Source organism: Gordonia sp. NPDC003424 (assembly GCF_053588655.1).
The window spans coordinates 1-25,365 of the sequence record NZ_JBSFQJ010000011.1; the positions used below are offsets into that span (position 1 = coordinate 1).

Annotated in this window: 17 protein-coding genes, 1 tRNA gene and 1 pseudogene; 12 read left to right on the forward strand and 7 right to left on the reverse strand. The window is 67.7% G+C overall.

All coding sequences use genetic code 11. The annotated features are described in order from the left end of the window. Nucleotides 1–354, forward strand: a pseudogene (locus tag ACWDTI_RS16635) (HNH endonuclease); the annotation flags it as partial. Between the two features lie 89 nt (nucleotides 355–443). On the opposite strand, the gene ACWDTI_RS16640 reads toward ACWDTI_RS16635, so the two are convergent. After that, complete coding sequence (locus tag ACWDTI_RS16640) at nucleotides 444–656, reverse strand: three-helix bundle dimerization domain-containing protein (RefSeq protein ID WP_449739213.1); 213 nt, start codon at nucleotides 654–656, stop codon at nucleotides 444–446. 104 nt (nucleotides 657–760) lie between these two features. After that, nucleotides 761–834, reverse strand: a tRNA-Arg gene (locus ACWDTI_RS16645). 54 nt (nucleotides 835–888) lie between these two features. Between ACWDTI_RS16645 and ACWDTI_RS16650 the strand changes: the two genes are divergently transcribed. Beyond that, complete coding sequence (locus ACWDTI_RS16650; protein ID WP_449739214.1) at nucleotides 889–2,916, forward strand: cytochrome c oxidase assembly protein; 2,028 nt, start codon at nucleotides 889–891, stop codon at nucleotides 2,914–2,916. Nucleotides 2,917–3,028: 112 nt separating this feature from the next. Next, nucleotides 3,029–3,439: a single-stranded DNA-binding protein gene (locus ACWDTI_RS16655; protein WP_449739215.1), complete on the forward strand. Its 411-nt coding sequence runs from the start codon at nucleotides 3,029–3,031 to the stop codon at nucleotides 3,437–3,439. A 239-nt stretch (nucleotides 3,440–3,678) separates the two neighbouring features. Here the strand turns inward: ACWDTI_RS16655 and ACWDTI_RS16660 are convergent, their stop codons facing one another. Further along, nucleotides 3,679–4,599, reverse strand: a complete 921-nt coding sequence (locus tag ACWDTI_RS16660; protein WP_449739216.1) for a hypothetical protein — start codon at nucleotides 4,597–4,599, stop codon at nucleotides 3,679–3,681. Nucleotides 4,600–4,637: 38 nt separating this feature from the next. Further along, a complete protein-coding gene (locus tag ACWDTI_RS16665; protein WP_449739217.1) occupies nucleotides 4,638–6,998 on the reverse strand; it encodes an arylsulfatase in 2,361 nt (786 codons plus the stop codon). A 296-nt stretch (nucleotides 6,999–7,294) separates the two neighbouring features. On the opposite strand from ACWDTI_RS16665, the gene ettA reads away from it, so the two are divergent. The 4 genes from ettA (at nucleotide 7,295) to ACWDTI_RS16685 (ending at nucleotide 16,921) form a co-directional block, all read left to right on the forward strand. Further along, complete coding sequence (gene ettA / locus ACWDTI_RS16670) at nucleotides 7,295–8,968, forward strand: energy-dependent translational throttle protein EttA (RefSeq protein WP_449739218.1); 1,674 nt, start codon at nucleotides 7,295–7,297, stop codon at nucleotides 8,966–8,968. A 175-nt stretch (nucleotides 8,969–9,143) separates the two neighbouring features. Then, nucleotides 9,144–13,961, forward strand: a complete 4,818-nt coding sequence (locus ACWDTI_RS16675) for an NAD-glutamate dehydrogenase (protein ID WP_449739219.1) — start codon at nucleotides 9,144–9,146, stop codon at nucleotides 13,959–13,961. A gap of 22 nt (nucleotides 13,962–13,983) precedes the next feature. After that, complete coding sequence (locus ACWDTI_RS16680) at nucleotides 13,984–16,212, forward strand: molybdopterin-dependent oxidoreductase (protein ID WP_449739220.1); 2,229 nt, start codon at nucleotides 13,984–13,986, stop codon at nucleotides 16,210–16,212. Between the two features lie 13 nt (nucleotides 16,213–16,225). Further along, a complete protein-coding gene (locus tag ACWDTI_RS16685) occupies nucleotides 16,226–16,921 on the forward strand; it encodes a hypothetical protein (RefSeq protein WP_449739221.1) in 696 nt (231 codons plus the stop codon). 33 nt (nucleotides 16,922–16,954) lie between these two features. Here ACWDTI_RS16685 and ACWDTI_RS16690 read toward each other — a convergent pair whose 3' ends face one another. Both ACWDTI_RS16690 and ACWDTI_RS16695 read right to left on the reverse strand, forming a co-directional pair. Beyond that, nucleotides 16,955–18,973: a glycoside hydrolase family 13 protein gene (locus ACWDTI_RS16690; RefSeq protein ID WP_449739373.1), complete on the reverse strand. Its 2,019-nt coding sequence runs from the start codon at nucleotides 18,971–18,973 to the stop codon at nucleotides 16,955–16,957. A gap of 344 nt (nucleotides 18,974–19,317) precedes the next feature. Further along, nucleotides 19,318–19,749: a globin gene (locus ACWDTI_RS16695; protein ID WP_449739222.1), complete on the reverse strand. Its 432-nt coding sequence runs from the start codon at nucleotides 19,747–19,749 to the stop codon at nucleotides 19,318–19,320. Between the two features lie 167 nt (nucleotides 19,750–19,916). Here ACWDTI_RS16695 and ACWDTI_RS16700 point away from each other — a divergent pair, with 167 nt between their 5' ends. The 3 genes from ACWDTI_RS16700 to ACWDTI_RS16710 all read left to right on the forward strand — a co-directional run bounded on the left by ACWDTI_RS16700 (nucleotide 19,917) and on the right by ACWDTI_RS16710 (nucleotide 21,447). Then, nucleotides 19,917–20,579, forward strand: coding sequence for an HNH endonuclease (locus ACWDTI_RS16700; RefSeq protein ID WP_449739223.1), 663 nt, complete (start codon nucleotides 19,917–19,919; stop codon nucleotides 20,577–20,579). A gap of 135 nt (nucleotides 20,580–20,714) precedes the next feature. After that, nucleotides 20,715–20,963: an aa3-type cytochrome oxidase subunit CtaJ gene (gene ctaJ, locus ACWDTI_RS16705; RefSeq protein WP_449739224.1), complete on the forward strand. Its 249-nt coding sequence runs from the start codon at nucleotides 20,715–20,717 to the stop codon at nucleotides 20,961–20,963. Beyond that, on the forward strand, nucleotides 20,950–21,447 hold the full coding sequence (locus ACWDTI_RS16710) for a DUF5130 family protein (RefSeq protein ID WP_449739225.1): 498 nt from the start codon (nucleotides 20,950–20,952) through the stop codon (nucleotides 21,445–21,447). Before ctaJ ends, ACWDTI_RS16710 begins: the two co-directional genes overlap by 14 nt. 64 nt (nucleotides 21,448–21,511) lie before the next feature. On the opposite strand, the gene ACWDTI_RS16715 is transcribed toward ACWDTI_RS16710, so the two are convergent. After that, nucleotides 21,512–22,933 (reverse strand): cation:dicarboxylate symporter family transporter, encoded by a 1,422-nt coding sequence (locus ACWDTI_RS16715; protein WP_449739226.1) that lies wholly within the window; start codon nucleotides 22,931–22,933, stop codon nucleotides 21,512–21,514. 145 nt (nucleotides 22,934–23,078) lie between these two features. Between ACWDTI_RS16715 and ACWDTI_RS16720 the strand changes: the two genes are divergently transcribed. Both ACWDTI_RS16720 and ACWDTI_RS16725 read left to right on the forward strand, forming a co-directional pair. Next, nucleotides 23,079–24,650, forward strand: coding sequence for a sensor histidine kinase (locus ACWDTI_RS16720; RefSeq protein WP_449739227.1), 1,572 nt, complete (start codon nucleotides 23,079–23,081; stop codon nucleotides 24,648–24,650). Continuing rightward, complete coding sequence (locus ACWDTI_RS16725) at nucleotides 24,647–25,342, forward strand: response regulator (protein ID WP_449739228.1); 696 nt, start codon at nucleotides 24,647–24,649, stop codon at nucleotides 25,340–25,342. The genes ACWDTI_RS16720 and ACWDTI_RS16725 overlap by 4 nt, the downstream gene beginning before the upstream one ends. Nucleotides 25,343–25,365: the final 23 nt, after the last annotated feature.

The following is a 25,365-nucleotide window of genomic DNA, read 5'->3' on the forward strand; positions in this document are numbered from 1 at the left end:
GGTCAGACCACCTCGGAGAACATGAACCCGAAATGCCGGCCGTGGCACTTGCTGAAAACGTTCTCCGGCTGGCTCGATTACATGTGGCGCGACGACGAGGGTCGGCTGCGTACCGAGACGGTCACCCCCGAGGGACTGGTCATCCCGGGTGAGGCCGAGACCATGGAGGAACTGTTCCCCGGCCTGCGCCGCATCCGCTACACCGCGACCCCGCAAGCACCGCCCACCCAGGCGCCACCGATCGACCGCCCGACACGCACCCACAGTCGGACGGCGAACAAACACGCCCGCCGACGAGCAGAACGCAACCGCAACCACAAACGCCACCACGACGGACCACCACCACCCTTCTGAACCCGACTGACGCGGGGCGATGTGAGCCGTGCCTGATCTCAGGGCGCACGTGTCCCGGCTTCGATAGGGCACTCGGGTCGGGTGCGGACTCAGGCGGTGATGGTGGCGGGATCGCGAAGGGCGTTGATCGCACGCCGCTCGACCAGCAGCGGTACGAAATCCCGGATGACGATCCCGTCGAATCGGTGATAGGCCGTATCCACGCTGGCGGCGACTTCGTCGGTGGTGTGGTCGATGAAGCGGGCGGCCAGTCGGTCGCGGACCGCGTCGATTTGCTGCTGTTCGCTCTTTTCCCCGTTCATACCTTCGATTCTACGATCTATGCAGGTCAGTGCGGGTATGCAAGCGGTGTGATGCCGGACCTAGGCCGTTGGTCCCGGCGGTCCGGCGGCACCGTCGAGGTGAGCGCCCCCGGCAGGATTCGAACCTGCGACCTAGGGATTAGAAGGCCCTTGCTCTATCCACCTGAGCTACGGAGGCTGATGCCGCTCGGGGCGGCAGCGTGGGCGAGTATATCCCGCCTAGAGTGATTCCATGATCAGCGCGTCCCCGGCGACCCCGGAGGAGTTCGGACGGGACCAGATGCGAGAACGGCCCGGCGTGGTCGCCGGTCTCCTGTGGGCGCTCATGTGGCTGGCGGCGATCGTGGCCGTCGCAGTGACCGCGATGTCGGCGTCGTCGAAGCTGCAGCTGGCCGGTGTCCCCGATCCGGGGTGGGCGACCAGCTTTGGGCTGCCCACCGTCACCGCGGTGGGAGAGGTCGCCGCCGCGATCGCGGTGGGCTCGACCATCTTCGCCGCGTTCTTCGTGCCGCCGCAATCCGACGGGGTCCTCGATGTCGGCGGGTTCCGGGCCATCCGGATCGCGGCGACGTCGTCGCTGATCTGGGCGATCTGCGCGGTGCTGCTCGTCCCACTGTCGATCTCCGACGTCAGCGGTCAGCCCCTGTCGGTGTCGATCATGCCGTCGAATCTGATCACCGCCTACTCGCAGGTCGCCGACGCGCGAACCTGGATGTGGACGGCGATCTTCGCGATCGCCGCGGCGGCCGCGGCCCGGGTGGTCCTGTCCTGGGGTTGGACCTTCCTGGTGCTCTATTTCGCGGTGCTGAGTCTGATGCCGGTGGCCCTGGCGGGGCATTCGTCGACCGGCGGCAACCACGACATCGCCACCAACAGCCTGATCCTGCACATCCTGGGTGCGACGGTGTGGATGGGCGGTCTGTTCACCGTCGTCGCTTACGCGCTGGCCGACGGACGCTGGCGAGTCCTCGCCGTGAGGCGGTTCTCGCGGGTCGCCTTCTGGTGCATCGTCGTGGTCGGTGTCAGCGGTGTGATCAACGCGCTGGTCCGGGTCCCCGTCGGCGACCTGTTCTCCGACACCTACGGCCTACTGGTGCTGGCCAAAATGGCAGCGCTCCTGGTGCTCGGAGCGTTCGGCGCCTGGCATCGCCGGGTCACGATCGCCCGACTCGAGAGCGAACCCGCCACCCGGTCGGTGTTCGTCCGATTCGGCATCGCCGAGACCCTGGTGTTCGCAGCCACATTCGGGCTGGCGGTCGGGCTCTCGCGCACCCCGCCGCCGGCCACCGGAAGCGCGGATTTCAGCGCCGCCGAGGCCGCGATCGGCTACCGCATCGACGCGCCGCCCACCCTCGGCCGAGTCCTGTTCGACTGGCGATTCGATCCGCTGTTCGGAACGCTTGCGATCGTCCTCGCCGTCGTCTACGTGCGCGGCGTCGTCAGACTGCGGCGGCGGGGTGATGCGTGGCCGGTCGGGCGGAGCGCCGCGTGGCTCATCGGGTGTGCGGCGTTGTTGTTCACCACGTCGTCGGGCCTCGGACGATATGCGCCGGCGATGTTCAGCATCCACATGATCACCCACATGCTCATGTCGATGATGGTCCCCGTTCTGCTCGTCCTCGGTGGTCCGGTGACCTTGGCGTTGCGGGCGCTGCCGCCGGCCGGTCGCGGGAATCCGCCCGGCCCTCGCGAATGGCTTCAGTCGGCGATCCACAGTCCGCTCTCACGGTTCCTCACGCACCCGGTGGTCGCCGCAATCCTGTTCGTCGGCAGCTTCTACGCGCTCTACCTCGGCGGGCTGTTCGAGACGGTGGTGCCGTATCACGCCGCGCACATCGTCATGAACGCTCATTTCCTGGTCAGCGGCTATCTGTTCTACTGGATCGTCATCGGCATCGATCCCGCACCACGGCAGGTGTCACCGGTCGCCAAGCTCGGAATCGTCTGGGGCTCATTGCCTTTCCACGCCTTCTTCGGGGTCGCGCTGATGATGACGAGCGCGATCATCGCCGAGACCTACTACCGTGGGCTGAACCTGCCATGGCAGTACAGTCTCTTCGACGATCAGCGAACCGGCGGTGGAATCGCCTGGGCGGCAGGCGAAATCCCGCTCGTGGTCATCATGCTGGCCTTGCTGGTGCAGTGGCGGCGGCAGGATGAGAAACAGGCTCGCCGGTACGACCGCAAGGCCGTGCGCGATCACGACGCCGACCTCGAGAACTACAACAAGATGCTCAGGGAACTCAACAAGCGCAACTGATCCACCGAGTTGTCCACAGATCGCGCCTTCCCTCGTCCGTGGGTTGATTTCTGGCCGATGCTGACTCCAGCCACGATTGCAGGTGGCGCCGGGAAAACCCAAGGAGTGAAGCATGTTCGAGACGTACACCACCGTTATCGGCAGCGTCGTGAGTGATCCGCGTCGTCGCCAGACGACGACCGGCGAGGAGGTGATCTCGTTCCGCGTCGCGTGCAACTCGCGGCGCCTGGACAAACGCACGCAGGAGTGGACCGACGGTCCGACGCTCTACCTGACCGTGAGTTGTTGGCGCCGACTGCTGGCCGGTGTGGGCGCGGCCATCGCGAAAGGCCGGCCCGTCATCGCGCACGGCCAGATCAAGACCAACGAGTACGTGACCGGCGACGGGCAGAAGCGATCGGATCTGGAGATGACCGCCGTCGCCGTCGGGCTCGACCTCAGCCGCTGCGTGGCGCGGTATGTGGAGTCCGAGACGGTGCGGCCGGTCCCGGAGATCGCCGACGACGAGCCCGCGGCGGCCTGACGCGAGGGTCCGCATCGAGATCTCGTTCACCGTTGATCTCGATGCGCTCGCTCGCAAGCTCGCGGGCTTACTCGATCAGCGAAAAGGGCTGCGGCTCTTCGCGGTCCACGCCGGCCGCCTGCGGCGGCCCAGGGTTACGTACTCGATCAGCGGGGACGACTGTTCGGATCAGGCTCCGAGCGCAGCGAGATCACCTGTCGGACAAAGGAAGTGGCGTCGATCCGCGTGGTGTTGGCTACTCACTCGACCGCCGGGGGTGCCTGGCGGCGGAGCTCGTCGACGACCTCCCGTTCCCTCGCGGTGCGTTCCTGGGCAGAGGTGAGTGCCTCACGGGCGGTGGCGTGCTCGGCCTCGGCGGCGGTGACCTGGCGGTGGAGGAAGCGCAGTTCGTCCTCGCCGCGCGCGAGCTCGGCGGTGAGCGTCTCGATCCGCGCCTCGAGGTCGGTGACCTGACGACCCAGATCGGCGAGCCCGCCGGCGTGGTGCTGTTCGGCGTCCCGTGCGTGCGTCTCGGCGGTCTGGGCGTCGGCGAGCCGGGCCTCGGCCTCGGCGAGCATCTGGGCCCGGATGCGTTGCCGCTCCGCTGCATCGACGTCGGAGCCGTCGGCCGGCGGGGGAGCGGCATCTGGCGGCGGCGACGGGGCCGCGGCCTCGGGAACGAGGAACAGCCCGCTGGGGCCGAAGCCGCTGTACTCGGCGGCGGTGACCAACCGGCCGCGGCGCAGGTCGGCGAGGACGGCCTCGTCGGCGAGCGCCGCGCGCAGTGTCTGTCCGGTCTCGCGGAGGGCGTTCTCCGAGAGTCGAGCGCCCTGATCGGCGGCCGCTGCGGAGACCGCCCGGGTCGCGGTCGCGATCAGGTCCTGCCGTCGCGCCGACAACGTGCGCAGCCGGTCGGCGGCGGACCGGCGTTGTGCGTCGGTCAGTTCGCGGGCGAGTTCGGCAAGGTCGTCGACGTCGTCGGGGTGGGTGCGGGACCACGCGTTGATGGCCCAGGCGACCTGGGTGGGTCGTCGGAGCTTACCGACTCGTTGGGCGAGTTCGCGGTCCCCGTCGGTGCGCGCCGCCTTCGCGAACTCGGTGCGGGCCGCGACGAACTCGGCAGGCGTCAGTGCGTACAACGCGTCGGCGATCTCGTCGAGCGGGCCGTCGTCGCCGGGCATAGGAACGATGATAGGGACTCTCGGCTGGCGATCCCTGTTCAGTCGATCGACAGCCAGGCCCTGATCTGCGCCTCGTGGTCGACGAAGCGGTCACCGGACACGTCGACGATCACCTTGTCGATTGTGCCACCGGTGAACTCGAATGCCCCTCGGTCGGCGTAGTCGGGGGTGACGGGAGAGGCACTGTCGCGACCCACGCAGATCCCGTCGCCGACGAGACAGAAGTTACCGGGCTGGGTGACGATCTGACCGGCTCCGACCTGCTCGTCGTCGATGTAGAGCGTCAGCGAGCCGGCGAACCCGGGCATGGCCGGATCCTGGTGCGGTCCGTCGACCTGGAACTCCGCGGAGAACGTGTGCCGGCCCGGGGTGATATCGCGGTCGGCGGTGACGGTCTGCAGATGTGTTCCCACCCAGTTGAAGACATAGGTCAGTCGGTGGTCCTTGACATACAAGCTGTGCCCGCCGGCGACGCCCCCATGTGCGTAGAGCACACCCTCGGCGTCGGCCGAGGCGACCTCCACTCCCGCGACGATCGTGTACGAGCGACCGTTGATCGCGGCGCCCGCCGACTCCGGAACATCGGCAATGCCGGGGAAGTACTCGTACCGGGCACGTGGAGGAGCTCCCTTCGGTCGCTCGGCGAGGACCTGCTCCAGTGCGCTGCGGTCGTCGAGCGGCAGACCGTTGTAGATGCCTGCGTAGTAGAACCACAGTTGCTTGAGCCGTTCGAGGCGATCGGGGTGATCGTCGGCGACGTTGTACTTCTGCGCCCGGTCGGTCTCGAGGTGGTAGAGCTCCCACTCGTCCTTGTCGAAATGTCCCCATCCCGACAAGGGGGGATGCACGGTCGAGGCGAGCCAGCCGTCGTGGTAGAGGGAGCGCTGCCCGAGCATGGTGTAGAACTGTGTCTTCTTGCCGGGGGCGTCGGGATCGGTGAGCGCCGCGGCGAAACTCTCGCCCTCGATGGGTGACTGCAGGTAACCCTTGATGGTCTCCGGTGGCTCGATGTCGAGCAGTTCGTACACCGTCGGCACGATGTCGACGGCGTGCACGTACTGCTGGTGGGGCGTCGGCGAGGCGGGAATCTTCGCCGGCCACGACATCAGGCACATGTCGGCGACGCCACCTTCGGCGCCCGCCCATCGCTTCCAATAGGGGAAGGGTGTGTCCAGCGCCCAGGCCCAACCAGTGGGGTAGTGGTTGTACGAGTTCGGCCCGCCGAGGTCGTCGATGTGCGACATGGTCGCCGCGGTGTCGCTGGGCAGGCCGTTGAAGAAACGCCACTCGTTGAACTCGCCGTTCGGGCCGCCCTCGCCACTGGCCCCGTTGTCCGAGATGACCACGATCAGGGTGTTGTCGAGTTGACCGGACTCCTCCAGATAGTCGAGCACCCGACCCATGTGATGGTCCCAGTACGAGATGTAGCCGGCGAAGACCTCCGCCATCCGGGCGAACAGTCGTGTCTCGTCGTCGCTCAGGGTGTCCCAGGGTCGCACGGTGTCCAGCAGCGGCCACGGTTGCCCGTCGGGGCCGGTGCGCTGCGGTTCACCGTGCGGGTTGATGTCGGAGAGCTCGGTGCCCTCGGGCAGCAGTCCGAGCTCGATCTGCTTGGCCAGGATGCCCGCCCGAATGGCCTCATAACCCTCGTCGAAGCGGCCCCGATACTTGTCGATCCACTCCTCGGGTGCCTGATGCGGGGCATGCCCGGCCTGCGGCGCCAGATAGAGGAAGAAGGGCTTCTCAGGGTCGATGACCTTGGCATCACGCACGAACTCGATCGCCCGATCGGCGAGATCCGGCGCCACGTGATAGCCGTCCTCGGGACGGCCGGGCGCCTCCACCTGATGGTTGTCGTGGACGAGGTCGGGGTACCAGTTGTTGGTCTCGCCGCCGAGCCAGCCGTAGAACCGTTCGAAGCCGCGACCGAGCGGCCAGCGTCCCTTGTAGGCCGAGAGGTTGCATTCTTCTCCGGGGGTGAGGTGCCATTTGCCGACGCAGTAGGTGTTGTAGCCACGTTCGGCGAGCACCTCGGAGATGAACCCGTTCTCGAACGGGATCCGGGTGGAGATGCCGGGGAAGCCGGAGGAGAACTCGGCGATCGTGGCCATGCCGCAACTCGTCGCGTTGCGGCCGGTGAGCAGAGAAGCGCGGGTCGGCGAGCACAGCGCGGTGGTGTGGAAGTTGGCGAACTTCACGCCGCGGTCTGCGATGCGCTTCATGTTCGGGGTCTCTACCGGCCCGCCGAAGATGTCCATCGTCGCGTAGCCGAGGTCATCCCACGCCAGGAAGAGCACGTTCGGCGCGCCATCGGGAGCCTTCGGCGGCAGATACGGGTCCCAGTCCGGGGTGGAATCCCGAATGTCGAGTTCGATCTGGGCGTTGCTCGGACGGCTCATCGGCTCTCCTCGTCGGACGGACGGACGGACGGACGGACGGGCGCGGCGCGGGGGAGGGCGCGCGCGACGATCTCCACGGTCGCGACATTCCGGTCCGGCGTCGTCATCCGGATCGGGTGAATAGGTGTCGGGTGAGGCGGCAGCCCGGGCGAATGGGGAGCGACTAGACTTGGCTGTCGTTGTGTCGTGATCACCCGATCGCACCGCCGCTCAGGCGAGGCAGGCGATCGCCGAGTGCTCGACGGCAGGCCCATAGCTGACAACAGACCCGAACATCGCGGTAGAGAGGCGAGAGCGTGAGCGAGTTCATCTACACCATGAAGAAGGTGCGTAAGGCGCACGGCGACAAGGTGATTCTGGACGACGTCACCATGTCGTTCTTCCCCGGCGCCAAGATCGGCGTCGTCGGCCCCAACGGCGCCGGCAAGTCGTCGATCCTGAAGATCATGGCCGGCATCGACCAACCCTCCAACGGTGAGGCGTTCCTCGATCCGGGCGCGACGGTCGGCATCCTGCTGCAGGAGCCGCCGCTGACCGAGGACAAGACGGTCAAGCAGAACGTCGAAGAGGGCATGGGCGAGACCAAGCTGAAGCTCGACCGCTTCAACGAGATCGCCGAACTGATGGCCACCGATTACTCCGACGAGCTCATGGAGGAGATGGGCAAGCTGCAGGAGGATCTGGACAACGCCGACGCGTGGGATCTCGATTCGCAGCTCGAGCAGGCCATGGACGCGCTGCGCTGCCCGCCCGGCGATTCCCCGGTCACCCATCTGTCCGGTGGCGAACGCCGCCGCGTGGCGTTGTGCAAGCTGCTGCTGTCCAAGCCGGATCTGCTGCTGCTCGACGAGCCGACCAACCACCTCGACGCGGAGAGCGTCCTGTGGCTCGAGCAATTCCTCGCCAGCTACCCGGGCGCCGTCCTGGCCGTCACCCACGACCGCTACTTCCTCGACCACGTCGCGGAATGGATCTGCGAGGTCGACCGCGGAAAGCTGATCCCCTACGAGGGCAACTACTCCACCTACCTGGAGAAGAAGGCCGAACGCCTCGAGGTGCAGGGCAAGAAGGACCAGAAGCTGCAGAAGCGGCTGAAGGAGGAACTCGCCTGGGTCCGTTCCGGCGCCAAGGCGCGGCAGACCAAGAACAAGGCGCGCCTGGCCCGCTACGAGGAGATGGCCGCCGAGGCCGAGAAGACACGCAAGCTCGACTTCGAGGAGATCCAGATCCCGACCCCGCCGCGCCTCGGTGACGTGGTGGTCGAGGTCGATCACCTCGACAAGGGCTTCGAAGGCCGGGTCCTCATCAAGGATCTCTCGTTCACCCTGCCGCGTAACGGCATCGTCGGTGTCATCGGCCCGAACGGTGTCGGGAAGACGACGCTGTTCAAGACCATCGTCGGCCTCGAACAGCCCGACTCGGGCAATGTGAAGGTCGGCGAGACGGTCAAGCTCAGCTACGTCGACCAGAACCGGGCCAACATCGACCCGAAGAAGTCGGTGTGGGAAGTCGTCTCCGACGGGCTCGACTACATCGAGGTCGGCCAGAACGAAATGCCCTCGCGCGCCTACGTCAGCGCTTTCGGCTTCAAGGGGCCCGATCAGCAGAAGCGTTCAGAGGTGCTCTCCGGTGGTGAGCGCAACCGCCTGAACCTCGCGCTCACCCTGAAAGAGGGCGGCAACCTGATCCTGCTCGACGAGCCGACGAACGACCTGGACGTGGAGACCCTCGGCTCGCTGGAGAACGCGCTGGAGCAATTCCCCGGCTGCGCCGTGGTGATCAGCCACGACCGCTGGTTCCTCGACCGCACCTGTACGCACATCCTGGCGTGGGAGGGCAATGTCGAAGAGGGCAAGTGGTTCTGGTTCGAGGGCAACTTCGAGGCCTACGAGGCCAACAAGGTCGAACGCCTCGGCGCCGACGCCGCCCGCCCGCACCGCGTCACCCACCGCAAACTCACCCGCGACTGAGCCGAGCCGCCCGCGTGGCAGGCCGGCCCGGAGTGGCCGACCCGCCCGCAGTGGCCGGCCGGCGCGTGGCGACGTCATGTCGCGCATACGAGGCGTGATCAGTCACTAGTATCGACGGGGGAAATGCCGCGGGTCCCCCGTGGCCCCGACGTTTGTCACAATGGGGTGAATACGGTTGTCGAACACGACATCGCTTCTGCCACAAGCGATTGCGCGCTACTTCAGTTCGTCGTCGATCAACGGTGACGACGACGCCGAGCTGCCGGACCCGGACAGCCTCGATCCCGAAGAGGTCGAGCGTGTGCGTCGCCACCTCGAGGTCGCGCATCGGCGTGACCCGGGCGCGCGGCTCATCGACGTCGTCACGACCCACTCCGGTGGGATCGAGGTGGTGGCGGTCAACGACGATATGCCGCACCTCGTGGAGGCGGTCCTCACCACCGTCGAGGCGCACGGCCTCACCGTGAGTCGGATGGATCATCCGGTGCTGCCGGTGATCCGCACCGGCGACGGCACGCTGTCCGACTTCGCCGCAGACGCGGAATCCGCGACGGTGGAATCGTGGATCTTCGTCACCGCACTCTCGCATCAACCCGACGTGGATCTCGCGGGACTGCGCACCGACATCGCCGAGGTCATCGGCCGCGTGGCCGACGTGGAGCGTGACGTCACCGAGATGCGCTCCCGGATGACGATGCTGGCGGGTCACTGTATGGCCATCCCCGTCAGTGCCTCGACCGGTATCACGCCGGAGCAGAGTGCCGAGTACGCGCTGCTGCTCGAGTGGTTCGCGGGCAACCACTTCGTGCCCCTGGGCTATCTGCACGTCGCGGCCGACGGCTCCACCGACGACCGCCTCGGCATCTGGCGCACCGGCGCCGTCCCCAGTGCTTTCCCGCTGGTCACCGAGCTGCCGCTGGTGCCGCGTGTGACGCGGGTCTTCCTGGAGACCGGCATCCAGCGATCCAACTTCCCGTGCCTGCTGCAGGTGCCGGCCTTCGACGCACACGGCAGAGCCGACGGCGAGTACCGATTCCTGGGTTCGTTCACCTCCTCCGGCCTGCATCAGACGGTTCTGGACGTGCCGGTGCTGCGCCGGAAGGTCGAGACCGTGCTGGAACAGTCCGGCGTCGAGGACGACTCCTACGCCGGCCAGTCGATGCTCGAACTGCTGCAGAACTATCCACTGGTGGAGATGTTCGCGGCCACCGTGGACGAGCTCCGTCGCCGCGTCGACGAGATGCTCGACGCGGTCGCCACCCGATCGTTGCGACTGTTCGTCCGCGCCAACCCCGACGGGCAGATGGCCTCCGCGCTCATCTATCTGCCGCGTGACCGCTACAACACGCGCGCCCGACTCACGCTGCAGGACGAGCTGCGGAAACTGCTCGGCGGTTCCGAGGTCGAGTACACCGCGCGGGTCAGCGAGATGCCGTTGGCGTTGTTGCAGGTCCTGATGCGCGTCGACACCGAGATCACTCGTGCCCTCGGTCCGCTGGACACCGGTAGCGCCCGGCACGAGGAGATGCAGACCCACCTGTCCGAGGCGATCCGCAGTTGGGACGAACGTGTCCGCGCCCTCGGCCGTGCGACCGCGATGGAGATGACGCCCGAGCAGATGCTGGCGCACTGGCCGGCCGGCGGCCTCGACACCCTGCTGCGGATGCTGCCGGGGCTGCCGGAGGAGTACAAGGAGCTCCGCTCGCCCCGCGCCGCGCTCGGTGACCTGATCCATGTCGCGGGTCTGGACGAGGGCGGCGTGACCGTCGCGCTGAGCCGGTTCATCGACGATCCGGCCGACGCCGCCCCGATCACGGACGAATTGTCCGGTGCCCGTTGGGTGTTCACGCTCTATCTGGGTGGGGAGAGCGCGACCCTGACCGATGTGCTGCCGGTGCTGCACAGCCTCGGTCTCGACGTGCTGGACGAGCATCCCTACCACCTCGTCCGGCCGGACGGATTATCTTGCTGGGCATACGAATTCGGCGTCACGCTGGCTCCGGGCATGTCCGTCGACGCCGAGTCGCAGCATGACCTGGAAAACCGGTTCACCGATGCGTTCCGGCAGATCTGGCGGCGGTTCGCCGAGGTGGATGACTACAACGAACTCGTCATCCGCTGCGGGCTCGACTGGCGGTCGGCGGCCATGCTCCGGGCCTACGGGCGTTACTTACGCCAATGCGGATTCTCCTACACCACAAGCCATGTCGCCGCGGTGCTGGGTGAGCACCGGTCGGTCACCCGCGGACTCGTCGACCTGTTCGCGGCGTCGTTCGACCCGGCCGCCGCCGACGAGGACCGACGCAACGCGGTCCTCGACCGGCTGCGCGACGACGTCGGGGCGGTGATCAGCCTGGACGCCGACCGCATCCTGTCCGCCTTTGTCGCGGTGCTGACCGCGACGTCGCGGACCAACTTCTACGTGACCGACGAGTCCGGGCACCAGCCGATGATGTCGTTCAAACTCCGCACGCGAGAGATTCCGCAGGCGCCGCAACCGAGACCGCTGCACGAGATCTTCGTGTACTCGCCGCGGGTGGAGGGTGTGCACCTGCGGTTCGGCATGGTCGCGCGCGGCGGCTTGCGGTGGTCGGACCGGCGTGAGGACTTCCGCACCGAGATCCTCGGACTGGTGAAGGCGCAGGCGGTGAAGAACGCCGTCATCGTGCCGGTCGGCGCCAAGGGCGGATTCATCGTCAAGCGGCCACCGGCGCCCACCGGCGACCCGGTCACCGACCGTGAGGCACAGCGCTCCGAGGGCATCGCGTGCTACCGCCGATTCATCGCCGGGTTGCTCGACGTGACCGACAACATCGACCGGCAGTCCGGCGCCGTGGTGCCGGCGCACTCGGTGGTGCGCCGCGACGGAGACGACCCGTACCTGGTGGTGGCCGCCGACAAGGGCACCGCGGCCTTCTCCGACATCGCCAATGACGTTGCCGCACATTACGGATTCTGGCTAGGCGACGCCTTCGCGTCGGGCGGGTCGGCCGGCTACGACCACAAGGCCATGGGCATCACCGCCCGCGGTGCGTGGGAGTCGGTCAAACGCCATTTCCGGGAGATGGGCACCGACACCCAGACCGAGGACTTCACCGTCGTCGGCATCGGCGACATGAGCGGCGACGTGTTCGGCAACGGCATGCTGCTCTCCGAACACATCCGACTGGTCGCCGCCTTCGATCACCGGCACGTGTTCGTCGACCCGAATCCGGTTGCGGCGACGTCGTTCGCCGAACGCGCGCGCATGTTCGCGCTGCCCCGCTCGTCGTGGGCCGACTACGACAAGTCGTTGATCAGTCCCGGGGGTGGCGTGTGGCCGCGGGACCAGAAGTCGATCCCGATCAGCGACGAGATGGCCGCCGCCCTCGGCCTCGCCACCGGCGTCACCGCGCTGTCGCCGCCGGAACTGATCCGCGCGGTGCTCCTCGCACCGGTCGACCTGCTGTGGAACGGCGGCATCGGCACCTATGTGAAGGCGTCCACCGAATCCGACGCCGAGGTCGGCGACAAGGCCAACGACGCGATCCGCGTCGACGGAAATCAGCTGCGGGCCAAGGTGATCGGGGAGGGCGGCAACCTCGGTGTGACGCTGCGCGGGCGCATCGAGTTCGACCTCTGCGGTGGCCGGGTCAACACCGACGCGATGGACAACTCGGCCGGCGTGGACTGCTCCGACCACGAGGTGAACATCAAGATCCTGCTCGACTCGATGGTGTCGTCGGGGAATCTGGCGGGCGCCGAACGCAATCCGCTGCTCGGGTCGATGACCGACGAGGTCGCCGACCTCGTGCTGACCGACAACGTGGCACAGAACGCCGAACTCGGTTTCTGCCGGCAGTACTCACTGGAGCGGGTCGACGTCCACGCGCGGTTGCTCGGCTACCTGTCCCGCGTCCACGGTGTGGATCTGAAGCTCGAGGCGCTGCCGGAACCCGCGCAACTGCAGAAGCGGATTCATGGCGAACTGCACCGCGGCCTGACCTCGCCCGAGTTGGCGACGCTGATGGCGCAGGTGAAGCTGGCGACCAAAGCGGATCTGCTGGCCACCGACACCCCCGACAACGAGGTGTTCGACGACCGACTCGCGGACTATTTCCCCGTGCCGCTGCGCGAACGGTTCTCCTCCGGTATCCGGTCTCATCGTCTGCGCCGCGAGATCGTCACCACCACCCTGGTCAACGACGTCATCGACAAGGCAGGCACCACCCACCTGTTCCGGCTGGGTGAGGGGGCGAGCTCCTCGACCGAGGAGGGGGTCCGCGCCTACGTCGTGGCGAGCGCGGCGTTCGGCATGGATGAGCTGTTCGCCCGTATCCAGAACGCACCGGCGGCGGTACCGGCGATCGACGAGATGATGCTCTACTCGCGGCGGTTGCTGTTCCGCGCATCGCGATGGCTCCTGGCGTTCCGCCCGCAACCGCTCGCGATGGCCGCCGAGATCACCCGCTACCGCGACCGGGTGGCCGACCTGACGGCGCTGATCGACAGCTGGTTCGGGGCCAGTTCGGCGCTCGACGTCGACCGACGGACCCGGCACTACCAGGAGGCCGGGGTGCCGCAGGACCTCGCACACGACGCGGCGGTCAGTCTGCACCGGTTCTGTCTGCTCGACATCATCGACGCCGCCGAGATCGCCGATCGGGACCCGGTGGAGGTCGGCGAGACCTACTTCGCGGTGATGGAACATTTCGGCATCGAGGAGCTGCTCACCGCGGTGTCCGAACTGGAGTACGGCGACCGGTGGCATGCGCTGGCGCGGTTGGCCCTTCGCGACGACATGCAGGGTGCCTTGCGGGCGTTGACGCTGAAGGTCCTCGAGGTCGGAGAGCCCGAGGAGTCCGCGGCGGAGAAGATCGAGGAGTGGGAGCTGTCGCATTCGTCGCGGCTCTCGCGCGTGCGTGCGACGCTCACCGAGATCGAGGAGGGCGGCACGATGGACCTCGCCACCCTGTCGGTCGCGGCGCGGCAACTGCGCAGTGTCATCCGCTGACGCACGCGGGTTATGGTGAACCATGGCCCGGACGGCGTTGCGTATCTGCCCACTGTGCGAGGCGACCTGCGGGTTGACCCTGCAGGTCGACGACGACCGCGGCCGGGTGCTCTCGGCCCGCGGCGATGCCGAGGACGTGTTCAGCCACGGCTACCTGTGCCCGAAGGGCGCCAGCCTGCCCGAACTCGACAACGACCCCGACCGGCTCGGCGCACCCCTGGTCCGCCGCGACGGGGAACTGGTCGAGGTGGATTGGGCCGAGGCGTTCGACGTCGTCGAGCAACGGCTACGGGCGGTGATCGATGAGCACGGCGGCTCGGCGGTGGGGCTCTATCTCGGTAACCCCAACGCGCACACCGTGGCCGGCGCGTTGTACGGCCCGCTGGTGGCGCGCGCCCTGGGCACCAAGAGCGTCTTCAGCGCGAGCACGCTCGACCAGATGCCCAAGCAGGTGGCTCAGGGGTACCTCTACGGTCACGCGGCGACGTTCACCGTCCCCGATGTCGACCGCACCGACCACCTGGTGATCATCGGCGCGAATCCCGTTGTCTCCAACGGCAGTCTGGCCACCGCCCCGGACTTCCCGGGACGGCTCGCCGCGCTGAAGAAGCGGGGTGGGCGGCTGACCGTCATCGATCCCGCCCGCACACGCACCGCCAAACTCGCCGACGTGCATCTGGCGCCGCGGCCGGGGAGCGACGCCGCCCTGCTGTTCGCCGTCGTGCATGTCCTGTTCGCCGACGACCTGATCGCACCCGACCTCGGCGGCATCGGCCGCCATGTCACCGGAGTCGACGAATTACGCTCCCTCGCTGCCGATTTCACACCGGAGCGGGTGGCTGGCCACTGTGACCTCGACGCCGCGCAGATCCGGGAACTGGCGCACTCGATCGCCGAGTCGCCGACCACTGCGGTCTACGGCCGGATGGGCACCACCACGGTGGAATTCGGCACGCTCGGCAGTTGGCTCATCGACGCCATCAACATCCTCACCGGCAACCTCGACCGCCCCGGCGGGGTCATGTTCCCGCTCTCGGCGACCGCCGCCGCGCCTCGAGCGCCGAAGCCGGGCAAGGGTTTCCGCACCGGACGGTGGCGCAGCCGGGTGTCGGGCCACCCCGAGGTCGCGGCAGAACTGCCCGCCGTGGCACTCGCTGAGGAGATCGACACCCCGGGCGACGGCCAACTCCACGCGTTGATCACCGTCGCCGGCAACCCGGTGCTGTCGGCGCCCGACGGTCACCGGCTGGCCGCGGCCCTCGGCGGCCTCGACTTCATGCTCGCCATCGACCCCTACCTCAACGAGACCACCCGCCACGCCGACGTGATCCTGCCTCCGCCACCACCGTCGCAGGCGCCCCACCACGACTTCGTCCTCGACAACCTCGCGATCCGGGCCACCGCCCGCTACACGCCGCCCGTGTTCGACACGACCGGCCGACCCGACGAGTGCGAGATCCTGTCGCGAATCGTGTTGGCCATCTACGGTTTCGGCGTGCACTCCGATCCCGCGCTGGTCGACGACCAGGTGATCGGGATGACCTTGTCCAAGGAGGTGTCGGATCCGCATTCGCCGGTGGCCGGCCGTGACGTCGACGAATTGAAGAGCATGGTGGCCGACGGGCCCGGCTACGAACGGCGCCTGGACATGATGCTGCGCCTCGGCGTGTACGGGGATGCCTTCGGGACCCGGCCCGACGGCCTGACGCTGAGCCGACTGCTCGACGCACCGCACGGGATCGACCTCGGCCCGATGCAACCCCGTCTGCCCGGCGTCCTGCGGACCGCCTCGGGGACCGTCGAACTCGCCGCCGACGACCTGGTCGCCGACGTCGACCGGCTGCGCAGCGCACTCGATCGCGGGCCCGCCGACCTAGTACTCATCGGTCGACGGCACCTGCGCTCCAACAACAGCTGGATGCACAATCTCACCGCCCTGTCCGGCGGCACCAATCAATGCACCCTGCAGATCCACCCCGACGACGCCGCCCGCCTCGGCCTCGACGACATCGCGATCGTGAAGGGACCGGCCGGCGAACTGCGGGTGCCGATCGAGATCACGCCGGACATCCGTCCCGGGGTGGCATCGCTGCCGCACGGGTGGGGCCACGATGTCGCCGGCACCCGACTCGCCGTCGCCGCCGAACATCCCGGGGTGAACGTCAACCAGCTCAACGACGGATCGGTGCTCGATCCGCTGTCGGGCACGGCCGTGTTGAACGGGCTTCCGGTGCAGGTCGGTCCGGCGTGATGTCGGTGGTGCAGTGACCGCACCCGAACGCCACATCACGCTCACCGGGCCCGGTGACCGGACCGATGCGACCGCATTTCTGGCCCGCGCGGTGCGACTCGACGACACTGCGGTGATCCGCATCGCTGCGCGGCCGGACGGTCTGCTCGGGCTGTGGGTGAACACCGGATTCGACGTCCTGGCCGGCCGGTCCGTGTTCGGTTCGATGCGACCCGACGACATCGTCTGTGATGCAACCACTTTGCGCGCGGCGCTGGCCTCGGCGTTACCGGGTGTGCCCGTCGACCCGGGATTCGGCCTCGACAGCGCTTGGCGCGGAGCGTTGCCGCCGACGACCGGTTTCACCCACCTCGACGACGTCCCCGCCCGCACCGTCGTCGAATTATCCAGGGGTGGAGCACAATTGGCCCGGGACGAGGGCAGTGCACACGGCCCGGCGACCGGGCTGCTCGACCAGGACGTCCTCGACGTGTCCTCGGCGGACGGAACGCGGCGCGCGTCGGTGTCTCTGCGGTCGCTCTTCGCGCTGACCGCCATGGGATTCATCCGCGACGCCGCCGGGCGCGAGGTCACCGAGACGTCACCGGTCGACCTCATCGACGCCGCCGAGCCGGTCCGAATCCGGTTGTCGGGGGCGTGGATTCGCGCCGACGCCCGCTACGGCTCGGTGTTCGCGCGTCGCGAGCGCATCGCGATGCGGGTGGTCTGACCCGTAGCCGGGCCGAGCCGTCGGAACCGCTGATCAGACCAGCCAGGCGGCCGAGTTCGCGGGCAACTGTCCGTCGACCAGCGGGTAGCTGGTCAGCAGGATCTCGCCCGGCGGCAACGAGACCGGCACGTCGCCGGCGTTCAACGCGCAGATGAGGCGTCCCTCGGACCGCCGGAACGCCAGGCAGCCCTCCGGCGCGCCGTACCAATCGACCGTTTCACCAGCGAATTCCGGCCGGGCATAACGCAGTTCGATGGCCTGACGGTAGAGCGACAGAGTGGAACCGACATCCTCGAGCTGTGCCTCGACGGTGAACCTCGTCCACGAGTCGGGGATCGGCAACCAGGTGTCGGGGTTGGTGCTGAACCCGAACGGCGGCTCGAATCCCTCCCAGGGCAACGGAACCCGGCATCCGTCGCGGCCGCGTTCGGTGTGGCCGGACCGCTCCCACACCGGATCCTGCAGCGCCTCGTCGGGCAGCTCCGCATTCGGCAGCCCCAGTTCGGCGCCGTTGTAGATGAATACGGTGCCCGGCAGCGCGAGTTCGACGAGGAGCATCGCGCGGGCGCGCAAGATGCCCAGATCGATGTCGACGCCGTCGTCGGACACCCGCCCGTACCGTGTCACCTCACGGTCGACATCGTGGTTGGACAACGTCCACGTGGGGGTGCCGCTGACCGACAGGACGGCTTCCAACGAGTTCTCGATCGCCGCGCGGATCGACTCCGGGTCGAACGTGGCCTTCGCCAGACGGAAGTTGAATCCGAGGTGCAGTTCGTCGGGTCGCAGGTACTCCGCGAATCGTTCGTTGTCGTCGACCCAGATCTCGCCGACATTCGCCGCACCCGGGTACTCGTCGATCACCTTCCGGATCTTGCGGTGGATGTCGTGGACCGCATAGTTGTTGAATCGCGGGTCGTCGTCCTTGTTCTCCAGCAGGCCGACCGATTCGAGATCCATGTCCGGGAGGTCGGCGGGTTTTGCCATGCCGTGCGCGACGTCGATCCGGAATCCGTCGACGCCGCGGTCGAGCCAGAATCGGAGAGTCTTCTCCAGGTCGTCGAACACCTCCGGGTTTTCCCAGTTCAGATCGGGTTGTTCCTCGGCGAAGATGTGCATGTACCACTGGCCGGGGGTGCCGTCGGGGGACGGGACGCGGGTCCACGCCGGCCCGCCGAACACGCTGCGCCAGTTGTTGGGGGGCTCGTCACCGTTCTCGCCGACACCGTCGCGGAAGATGTAGCGCGCCCGTTCCGGACTGCCCGGCTCGGCGGCCAGTGCCTCGACGAACCAGGGATGCTCGCTGCTGGTGTGGTTCGGGACCAGGTCCATCGTGACCCGGATGTCGCGGTCGTGTGCGTCCGCGATGAGCTGATCGAACAGTGCGATGTCGCCGAACACGGGATCGATGTCACGCGGATCGGACACGTCGTAGCCGTGATCGGCCATGGGGGAGCGCATGATCGGGCTCAGCCAGATGGCGTCGACACCGAGCAGTTCGAGATACCCCAGCCGTTCGATGATGCCGGCGAGGTCCCCGACCCCGTCGCCGTTGAGATCCGAGAACGACCGGGGATAGATCTGATAGAAGATCGCCGACTGCCACCAGGTGTTGTCGTCGGGATCGAGCTGGGTGGCCGCCGAAGCCGGCACGGGTGCCGGCTGTTCGGCGTCGTCTGTGGGTGTCTCGGCGTCTGTGGGTGTCTCGTCCGTATCGACCGTGTCCTCGGCGTCCAACTCGGCGGCGTCCGCGATGGTGTCGGCGTCGGTGGTCTCGGCGTCGGTGGTCTCGGCGTCGGTGGTCTCGGCGTCGGCGTCGGCGTCCGCGTCAGCGGTGTCCTCGGCGTCGGGCACCGCAGCCTCGTCGGTGTCGGGCTGGGCTTCGGCGGTGTCGGTGTCGGCTGCTTCGTCAACGGCTGGTTCGTCACCGGCTGCTTCGTCAACGGCGTTGTCTGCCGTGGCGTCTACGTCATCGTGCCCGGCGTCGTCCTGCCCGGCGTCGTCTGCTGTGGGGTCCGCGTCATCTTGGCCGGTGTCGTCGTCTGCTGCGATGTCGTCTGCTGCTTCGTCGTTCGCCGTGGCGTCGCCTGCTGTGGTGTCGTCTTCTGTGGTGTCGGCGTGCTCGTCGTCGGAGTTGTCGACCGAATCTGTTGTCGCCGATGCATCATCCGAGGCGTCATCTGAGGGGTCACCGGCAACCTCGTCCGAGGATTCGTCCGCGGGCGGCACACTGTTGTCGTTGTCGTCGGCGGGGGATGCCTCGTGGGCGCCTTGGGGATCCGGGTCGGCGGGGACAACGTCCGATGTCTCGTCGCTCACCGTCGTCATTGTGCCTTACCTGTGTTTTCGGTGAGAACTACTGGTCGGATCGGCGCGTCTCCGTGACGCCCGGCGTGTCAGAACGGGGAGTTCATCATCGAATTCGCGGCCATCTCCATGTAGTCCACCAAGGCCTGACGATGAGGGTCGTCGAGCGTCTGCGCGTCGATCGACGCGATGGCGGTGTGCATGCAGCGCAACCAGGCGTCACGCTCGATGGGCCCGATGCGGAACGGGTGATGACGCATCCGCAGCCGCGGGTGGCCGCGCTCCTCGGAGTAGGTGCGCGGGCCGCCCCAGTACTGCTCGAGAAACATGCGGAGCCGTCGCTCGGCGGGCCCGAGGTCCTCCTCGGGATACAGCGGCCGCAGGACCTCGTCGGCCGCGACCTCCTCGTAGAAGCGAGCGGTGAGCTTGTGAAACGTCTCGGCACCGCCGACCTCGTCGTAGAAGGTCGGCTGGGTCGCGGGGATGCTCGACGAGATGCCGCCGGGGATGTCTGTGCTCACGCCACCATTGTCCCGACGAGCGCGACGGTCCTCAACATCGTGGTGTCGGCGACGTGAACGTCATCGGCTGTTCACGTGGCCGACCTGCGTTGACACGCAGATTTGTCGTGCAAAGGCAGGTGTTCCGTGGTCAACTTGACGTCGTCGGTTGCAGGCGGGAGACGCGTATGACGAGTAGGGGCGTACGAAAGACGGCATCGGCCGAGGGTGCCCGTCAGCGTGTCCATGCCCTCACCCCCGTGCCCGGCGGCCGCGAATCCGACGCCGTCTCGTCCTTGCCCCCGTCGCCGACGACGTCCCACACCGGGTCGCTCTGGGGTCGCCGCCGGGTCCTGCTCCTCAACGCCACCTACGAGCCGCTGACCGCCGTGTCGCTGCGGCGCGCGATCGTGCTCGTCCTCCGGGAACGGGCCGACGTGATCCATGCCGACGACACCGGCATGTCGGTCCACTCCGCCGAACTCGCGGTGCCGGTGCCGTCGGTGATCCGGCTGCGGAGCTACGTCAAGGTGCCGTATCGCGCCGTCATCCCGATGACCCGGGCCGCCCTGATGCACCGCGACCGATTCCGCTGCGGCTACTGCGCCGCCAAGGCGACGACGATCGACCATGTCGTGCCACGCAGCCGCGGCGGGTCGCACACGTGGGAGAACTGCGTCGCCTGCTGTGCGAGTTGCAACCACCGTAAGGCCGACCATCTGCTCAGCGAATTGGGCTGGACGCTGCACGTCAACCCGACACCGCCGAAGGGCCGGCACTGGCGACTACTGGCCACCGTCAAGGAGATCGATCCGGCGTGGTCGCAGTACATCGGCGAGGGCGCGGCGTGACGCTAGCCGCCGCGCAGCACGTCTACGACACGTTGTAGGGGTCACTGCCCGCGGCCCGATTCCGTGGGCTAGATTGATCACACGACCTGCACCGCAGCCGCCTGCAGGCCCGCGCCAACCGATCGAAAGGGTGACATGGACAACCTGATCGTCGCCATCGGAGTGCCGGTCACGATCCTCGTCGTCGTGTCCGTCCTGGCCTGTGTGATCTCCATGGCGTTCTCGCACGGCCTGAAATACCCGAAGGTGCAGAACTACACCCTCGATCAGCAGTGGGAACACGCACCGCTGCTGTTCAGCGCCACCGACATCGAGCCGATGACCCTGGCTCACCATGCGGAGGCGACCGACGTGGACGGAGGTTCGGCAAGTGGCAAGTGGTGAGGTGGTCCACGGACAGCACGGCGACGTCGCCGTCACATCAGCGGCCGCGAGTTCGCTGCCGATCGGCACGGTCGTCACCAACGGCGGACGTGTGTCGGCCACCCGGTTCCCGGGCGACGCGCCCACGACGCCGCCGTTCACGCGCGATGAGCTCGTCGGCCTCGACAACGCCCTCAAGGACGCGAGCGAGAAGGCCTACGTCCGGTTCTCGGTCTACATCGGCGAACTCGGCTCGGATGCGACCGCGGATGCCCGCGAGATCCTGCTGCGCGCGCCCGAACCGGCCCACGGAACCCTGATCGCGGTCTCGCCCAACACCCACGACGTGGTCGTGGTCTCCGGCGTCAAGGTGGCCGATCGGGTCAACGACCGGGTCGCACAGCTCGGTGTCACCGCGGCCGTGACCGGCTTTCGTCAGGGCGACCTGATCGACGGACTGGTCGCCGCTCTGCGCGTCATGTCGACCGCAGCCGCCGTGTCCTGACCCGCACATCCGAACACGGCAACGGCCGCTCACCAGATTGGTGAGCGGCCGTTGCCGTCGATGGTCAGTGATCGACGAGCTGCCGTGACCGACCCGAGCTCTCGGCGCGATCGTCGAGCACGTCGTCGTCGACCATGTCGAGTTCGTTGAACGGGTCCCGGCCGGACAGCACGTCGTCGACCTGGTTCTTGTCGACCGTCTTGGTCCACGACCCGACGAGCAGGGTGGCGACGGCGTTGCCGGAGAAGTTGGTGACCGCGCGGGCCTCCGACATGAACCGATCGATGCCGACGATCAGGCCGACGCCGTCGAGCATCTCGGGGCGGTGGGCCTGCAGGCCGCCGGCCAGCGTGGCCAGTCCGGCGCCGCTGACGCCCGCTGCGCCCTTGGACGCGATGATCATGAACGCCAGCAGACCGATCTGCTCGCTGATCGACAGCGGGTCACCCATCGCGTCGGCGATGAACAGCGAGGCCATCGTCAGGTAGATCGCGGTGCCGTCCAGATTGAACGAGTAGCCGGTCGGGACCACCACGCCCACGGTGGTCTTCTCTACGCCCAGGTGCTCCATCTTGGCGATGAGACGCGGCAGCGCGGACTCCGACGAGGACGTCGCGAAGATCAGCAGGTACTCACGGGCCAGGTAGCGAACCAGACGGAAGATCGAGACCCCGGCGACGGTGCGCAGCAGGACACCGAGCACACCGAACACGAAGAGCGCACAGGTGATGTAGAACGCGAGCATCAGGATCAGCAGCTGTTGGATCGCCGCCCAGCCGGTCTGGCCGACGACGTTGGCGATCGCGCCGAACGCACCGATCGGCGCGATCCACAGGATCATGGTCAGCACCTTGAAGACGAGCTTCTGGAAGTAGGAGACGGCCACCAGGACCGGCTCACCGGTGCGGCCCATCGCCTGGATGGCGAAACCGACCAGCAGCGCGACGAACAGGGCCTGCAGCACGCTGCCCTCGGTCAGCGCCGACAGCATCGAGGTCGGGATGATGCCCTGGATGAAGTCCATGGTGCCGCCGGAAGCGTGTGCCTTCTCGGCGAGTTCGGCGCCCTTGCCCGACACCGAGCTGATGTTGAGACCGTCACCGGGCTTGATGAGATTGCCCACCACCAGGCCGATCGCCAGCGCGACCGTCGACATCGCCAAGAAGTAGACGAAGGCCAGGCCGCCCACCTTGCCGACCGTGGCGGCCTTGCGCACCGAGCCGATGCCCAGCACGATCGTGCAGAAGATGACCGGCGCGATCATCATCTTGATCAGGCTGACGAACATGGTGCCCAGCACGCCGAGGTCCTTGCCGACCTCGGGCCAGATCAGGCCGACCGCGGCACCCGCGACAACCGCGACGATGACGCCGACATACAGCCAATGCGTGCGATCGCGTTTGCGGGCGACCGCCGGGAGATCGGTGGTCGACACGGGCTGTCCGGGATCGTCGGGCGATCCGCCGGGGTCTCGTCGGAGGTTCATCGCAGTGCCTTTCTCGTGGCGTCGTCGCGTGGGATCGAGATGTGACGGTGTATGGATTGTTGGGTGTAGAGGTGATTCGGGTCACCGTTGAGTTCATTTCGTTCAGTGAACGCGTCGGCTGCGAGTGCCGGGATGGGAGGCGATCATGCGCAGGGTTGCGCCCCGCAGCCTCGCCGGTCAGGCGGTGGCATGGCTGCTGGTGCTGGTCGCGGTGATCGTCGTCGCCGGCAGCGTGCTGGCCGCGATCGATGCGCGGGTCGACGGCAACCGCGCGGCACGCGAGGAGACCACCGCGGTCGCGGTCAGTCTCGCCGACTCGCCGTCGACCGCGGTGGCGCTGGAGGGACCCAACCCCACCGCGGTGCTGCAGCCGGTCACCGAGCAGGTGCGGCAGGCGACCGGGATCGCGTTCATCACGATCATGAATCCGCAGGGCACGCGCTACACCCACACGACGCCGGCACTGATCGGACGGAAGTATCTCGGATCGATGGAGGAGGCACTGCGCGGTCAGGTCTACACCGAGACCTACACCGGTACCCTGGGGCCGTCGATCCGCACGATCGCGCCGGTACGCAGTACCGACGGACGGATCGTGGGCATGGTGGCCGCCGGCATCACCCTCGAGACCCTGACCGCCAGCTGGTTGGCGCAGCTCCCGCTGATCGTCGCGATCGCTGTCGCCGCGCTCCTCACGGCAACGTTGGGACTGTGGCTGGTCCGGCGCCGGCTATTGGGCCAGACGGGTGGACTCGCGCCCGACGAACTGCGGCTGATGTACGAACATCACGACGCCGTGCTCCATTCGGTGCGCGAGGGCCTCGTCGTCACCGAGGGCGGGCAGGTCGCGCTGGTCAACGACGAGGCGAAACGCCTGCTGACCGAGGACCGGGCCGACCCGGAGGAATCCGTCGTGTTACCGGAGTTCCTCACCACCGGAAGGGAATCAGTGGTCGACGCGCTGTACGTGCAGGGCGGGCGCACGCTGTTGGTCAGCCGCTCGCCGGTGGCCGGGGAGCGCGATGCCGCCGTCGTCACCATCCGGGATCGCACCGAATTGGCCGAGGCGATGGGGGAATTGGACTCGATGACCCGGTTCGCCGAGGCGCTGCGCTCCCAGGCGCACGAGACGGCCAACCGCCTGCACACCATCATCGCGCTGATCGAGATGGGCCGTGGTGACGAGGCCGCTCATCTCGCCACCACGGAACTCGAAGTCTCGCAACGACTCATCGATCGGATGACCGAGGCGGTGAACGAGCCCGCGTTGGCCGCGCTGCTGCTCGGCAAGACGGCGCAGGCCTCCGAGCGGGGCGTGGCGCTGACCCTCACCGAGGACACCCAACTGGGAGATGACGCCACACAACTGCTTTCGGCGGGTGAGATGATCACCGTCGTGGGCAACCTGATCGACAACGCGCTCGACGCGTGCGATCCGGACGATCCCTGGGTGGAGGTCACGGTGACCGGAGATGCCACACACCTGGAGGTCATCGTCGCCGACAGCGGAGCCGGAATGGAACCGGAGTTGTTCCGGCAGGCCCAGATTCGCGGCTGGTCCACAAAAGAGGGTGGTGACGCCGCCGGCCGGGGCCTCGGGCTGGCGCTGGTCGCGCAGGTGGTGGCGCGCCATCACGGCAGACTCACGGCGGAGAACACCTACGGATCGGTGGTCACTGTCGTGATCGACGGAGCAACGCAGGAGGAGAACCGATGATCCGCGTGCTCATCGTCGAGGACGAACCGCTCATCGCCGAGGCACATCGCGAATATCTCGCCAGACTGGGCGGTTTCGAGGTCGTCGGTGCGGTCGGCACCGCACAGCAGGCGGTGCGCGTCGCGACGCGCTCGGCGTCGGAGGGAAACCCGATCGACCTGGTGCTGCTGGACCTGGGTCTGCCGGATGCGCGGGGCGTCGACCTCGCGGCCGCGTTGTCCGGCGTCCAGCCCGGGCCGGACATCATCGCGATCACCGCTCAGCGCGATCTGGCCACCGTGCGCAGCGCGATGTCCCACGGCGTACTGCTCTATTTGTTGAAGCCGTTCACCTTTGGTGCGTTCGCCGAGAAGATCCGGCAGTACCTGGGCTACCGCGACGCGCTTGCCGATGGGACGGACGCGGTCAGCCAGCGCGAGGTGGACCGCGCGCTTGCCGAACTGCGCACCTCGGATACCCGACGTACCGCGAAGAAGGGCGCGGCTCCCGAGACCGAGGACGCCATCGCGCGAGCCATCCGGGACAGCGACGGCGGCCTCACCGCCTCGGAAGTCGCTGCGGCGCTGGGTTCCTCGCGGGTGACCGCGTGGCGTTACCTCGAACGCCTCGCCGACGACGGCACCGTGGAACGTGTCACCGAATACGGCAAGGCCGGGCGGCCGCGGGTCCGCTACCAGTGGCGGGTGCGCTGAGGGGGGTCTCGATGCGCGGCCTC

Coding starts and splice junctions, on each gene's coding strand:
- ACWDTI_RS16650 (WP_449739214.1), top strand. CDS start 889: ATGATCAGCGCGTCCCCGGCGACCCCGGAGGAGTTCGGACGGGACCAG.
- ACWDTI_RS16640 (WP_449739213.1), bottom strand. CDS start 656: ATGAACGGGGAAAAGAGCGAACAGCAGCAAATCGACGCGGTCCGCGAC.
- ACWDTI_RS16720 (WP_449739227.1), top strand. CDS start 23,079: ATGCGCAGGGTTGCGCCCCGCAGCCTCGCCGGTCAGGCGGTGGCATGG.
- ACWDTI_RS16660 (WP_449739216.1), bottom strand. CDS start 4,599: ATGCCCGGCGACGACGGCCCGCTCGACGAGATCGCCGACGCGTTGTAC.
- ACWDTI_RS16655 (WP_449739215.1), top strand. CDS start 3,029: ATGTTCGAGACGTACACCACCGTTATCGGCAGCGTCGTGAGTGATCCG.
- ACWDTI_RS16665 (WP_449739217.1), bottom strand. CDS start 6,998: ATGAGCCGTCCGAGCAACGCCCAGATCGAACTCGACATTCGGGATTCC.
- ACWDTI_RS16725 (WP_449739228.1), top strand. CDS start 24,647: ATGATCCGCGTGCTCATCGTCGAGGACGAACCGCTCATCGCCGAGGCA.
- ctaJ (WP_449739224.1), top strand. CDS start 20,715: ATGGACAACCTGATCGTCGCCATCGGAGTGCCGGTCACGATCCTCGTC.
- ACWDTI_RS16680 (WP_449739220.1), top strand. CDS start 13,984: ATGGCCCGGACGGCGTTGCGTATCTGCCCACTGTGCGAGGCGACCTGC.
- ACWDTI_RS16715 (WP_449739226.1), bottom strand. CDS start 22,933: ATGAACCTCCGACGAGACCCCGGCGGATCGCCCGACGATCCCGGACAG.
- ACWDTI_RS16700 (WP_449739223.1), top strand. CDS start 19,917: ATGACGAGTAGGGGCGTACGAAAGACGGCATCGGCCGAGGGTGCCCGT.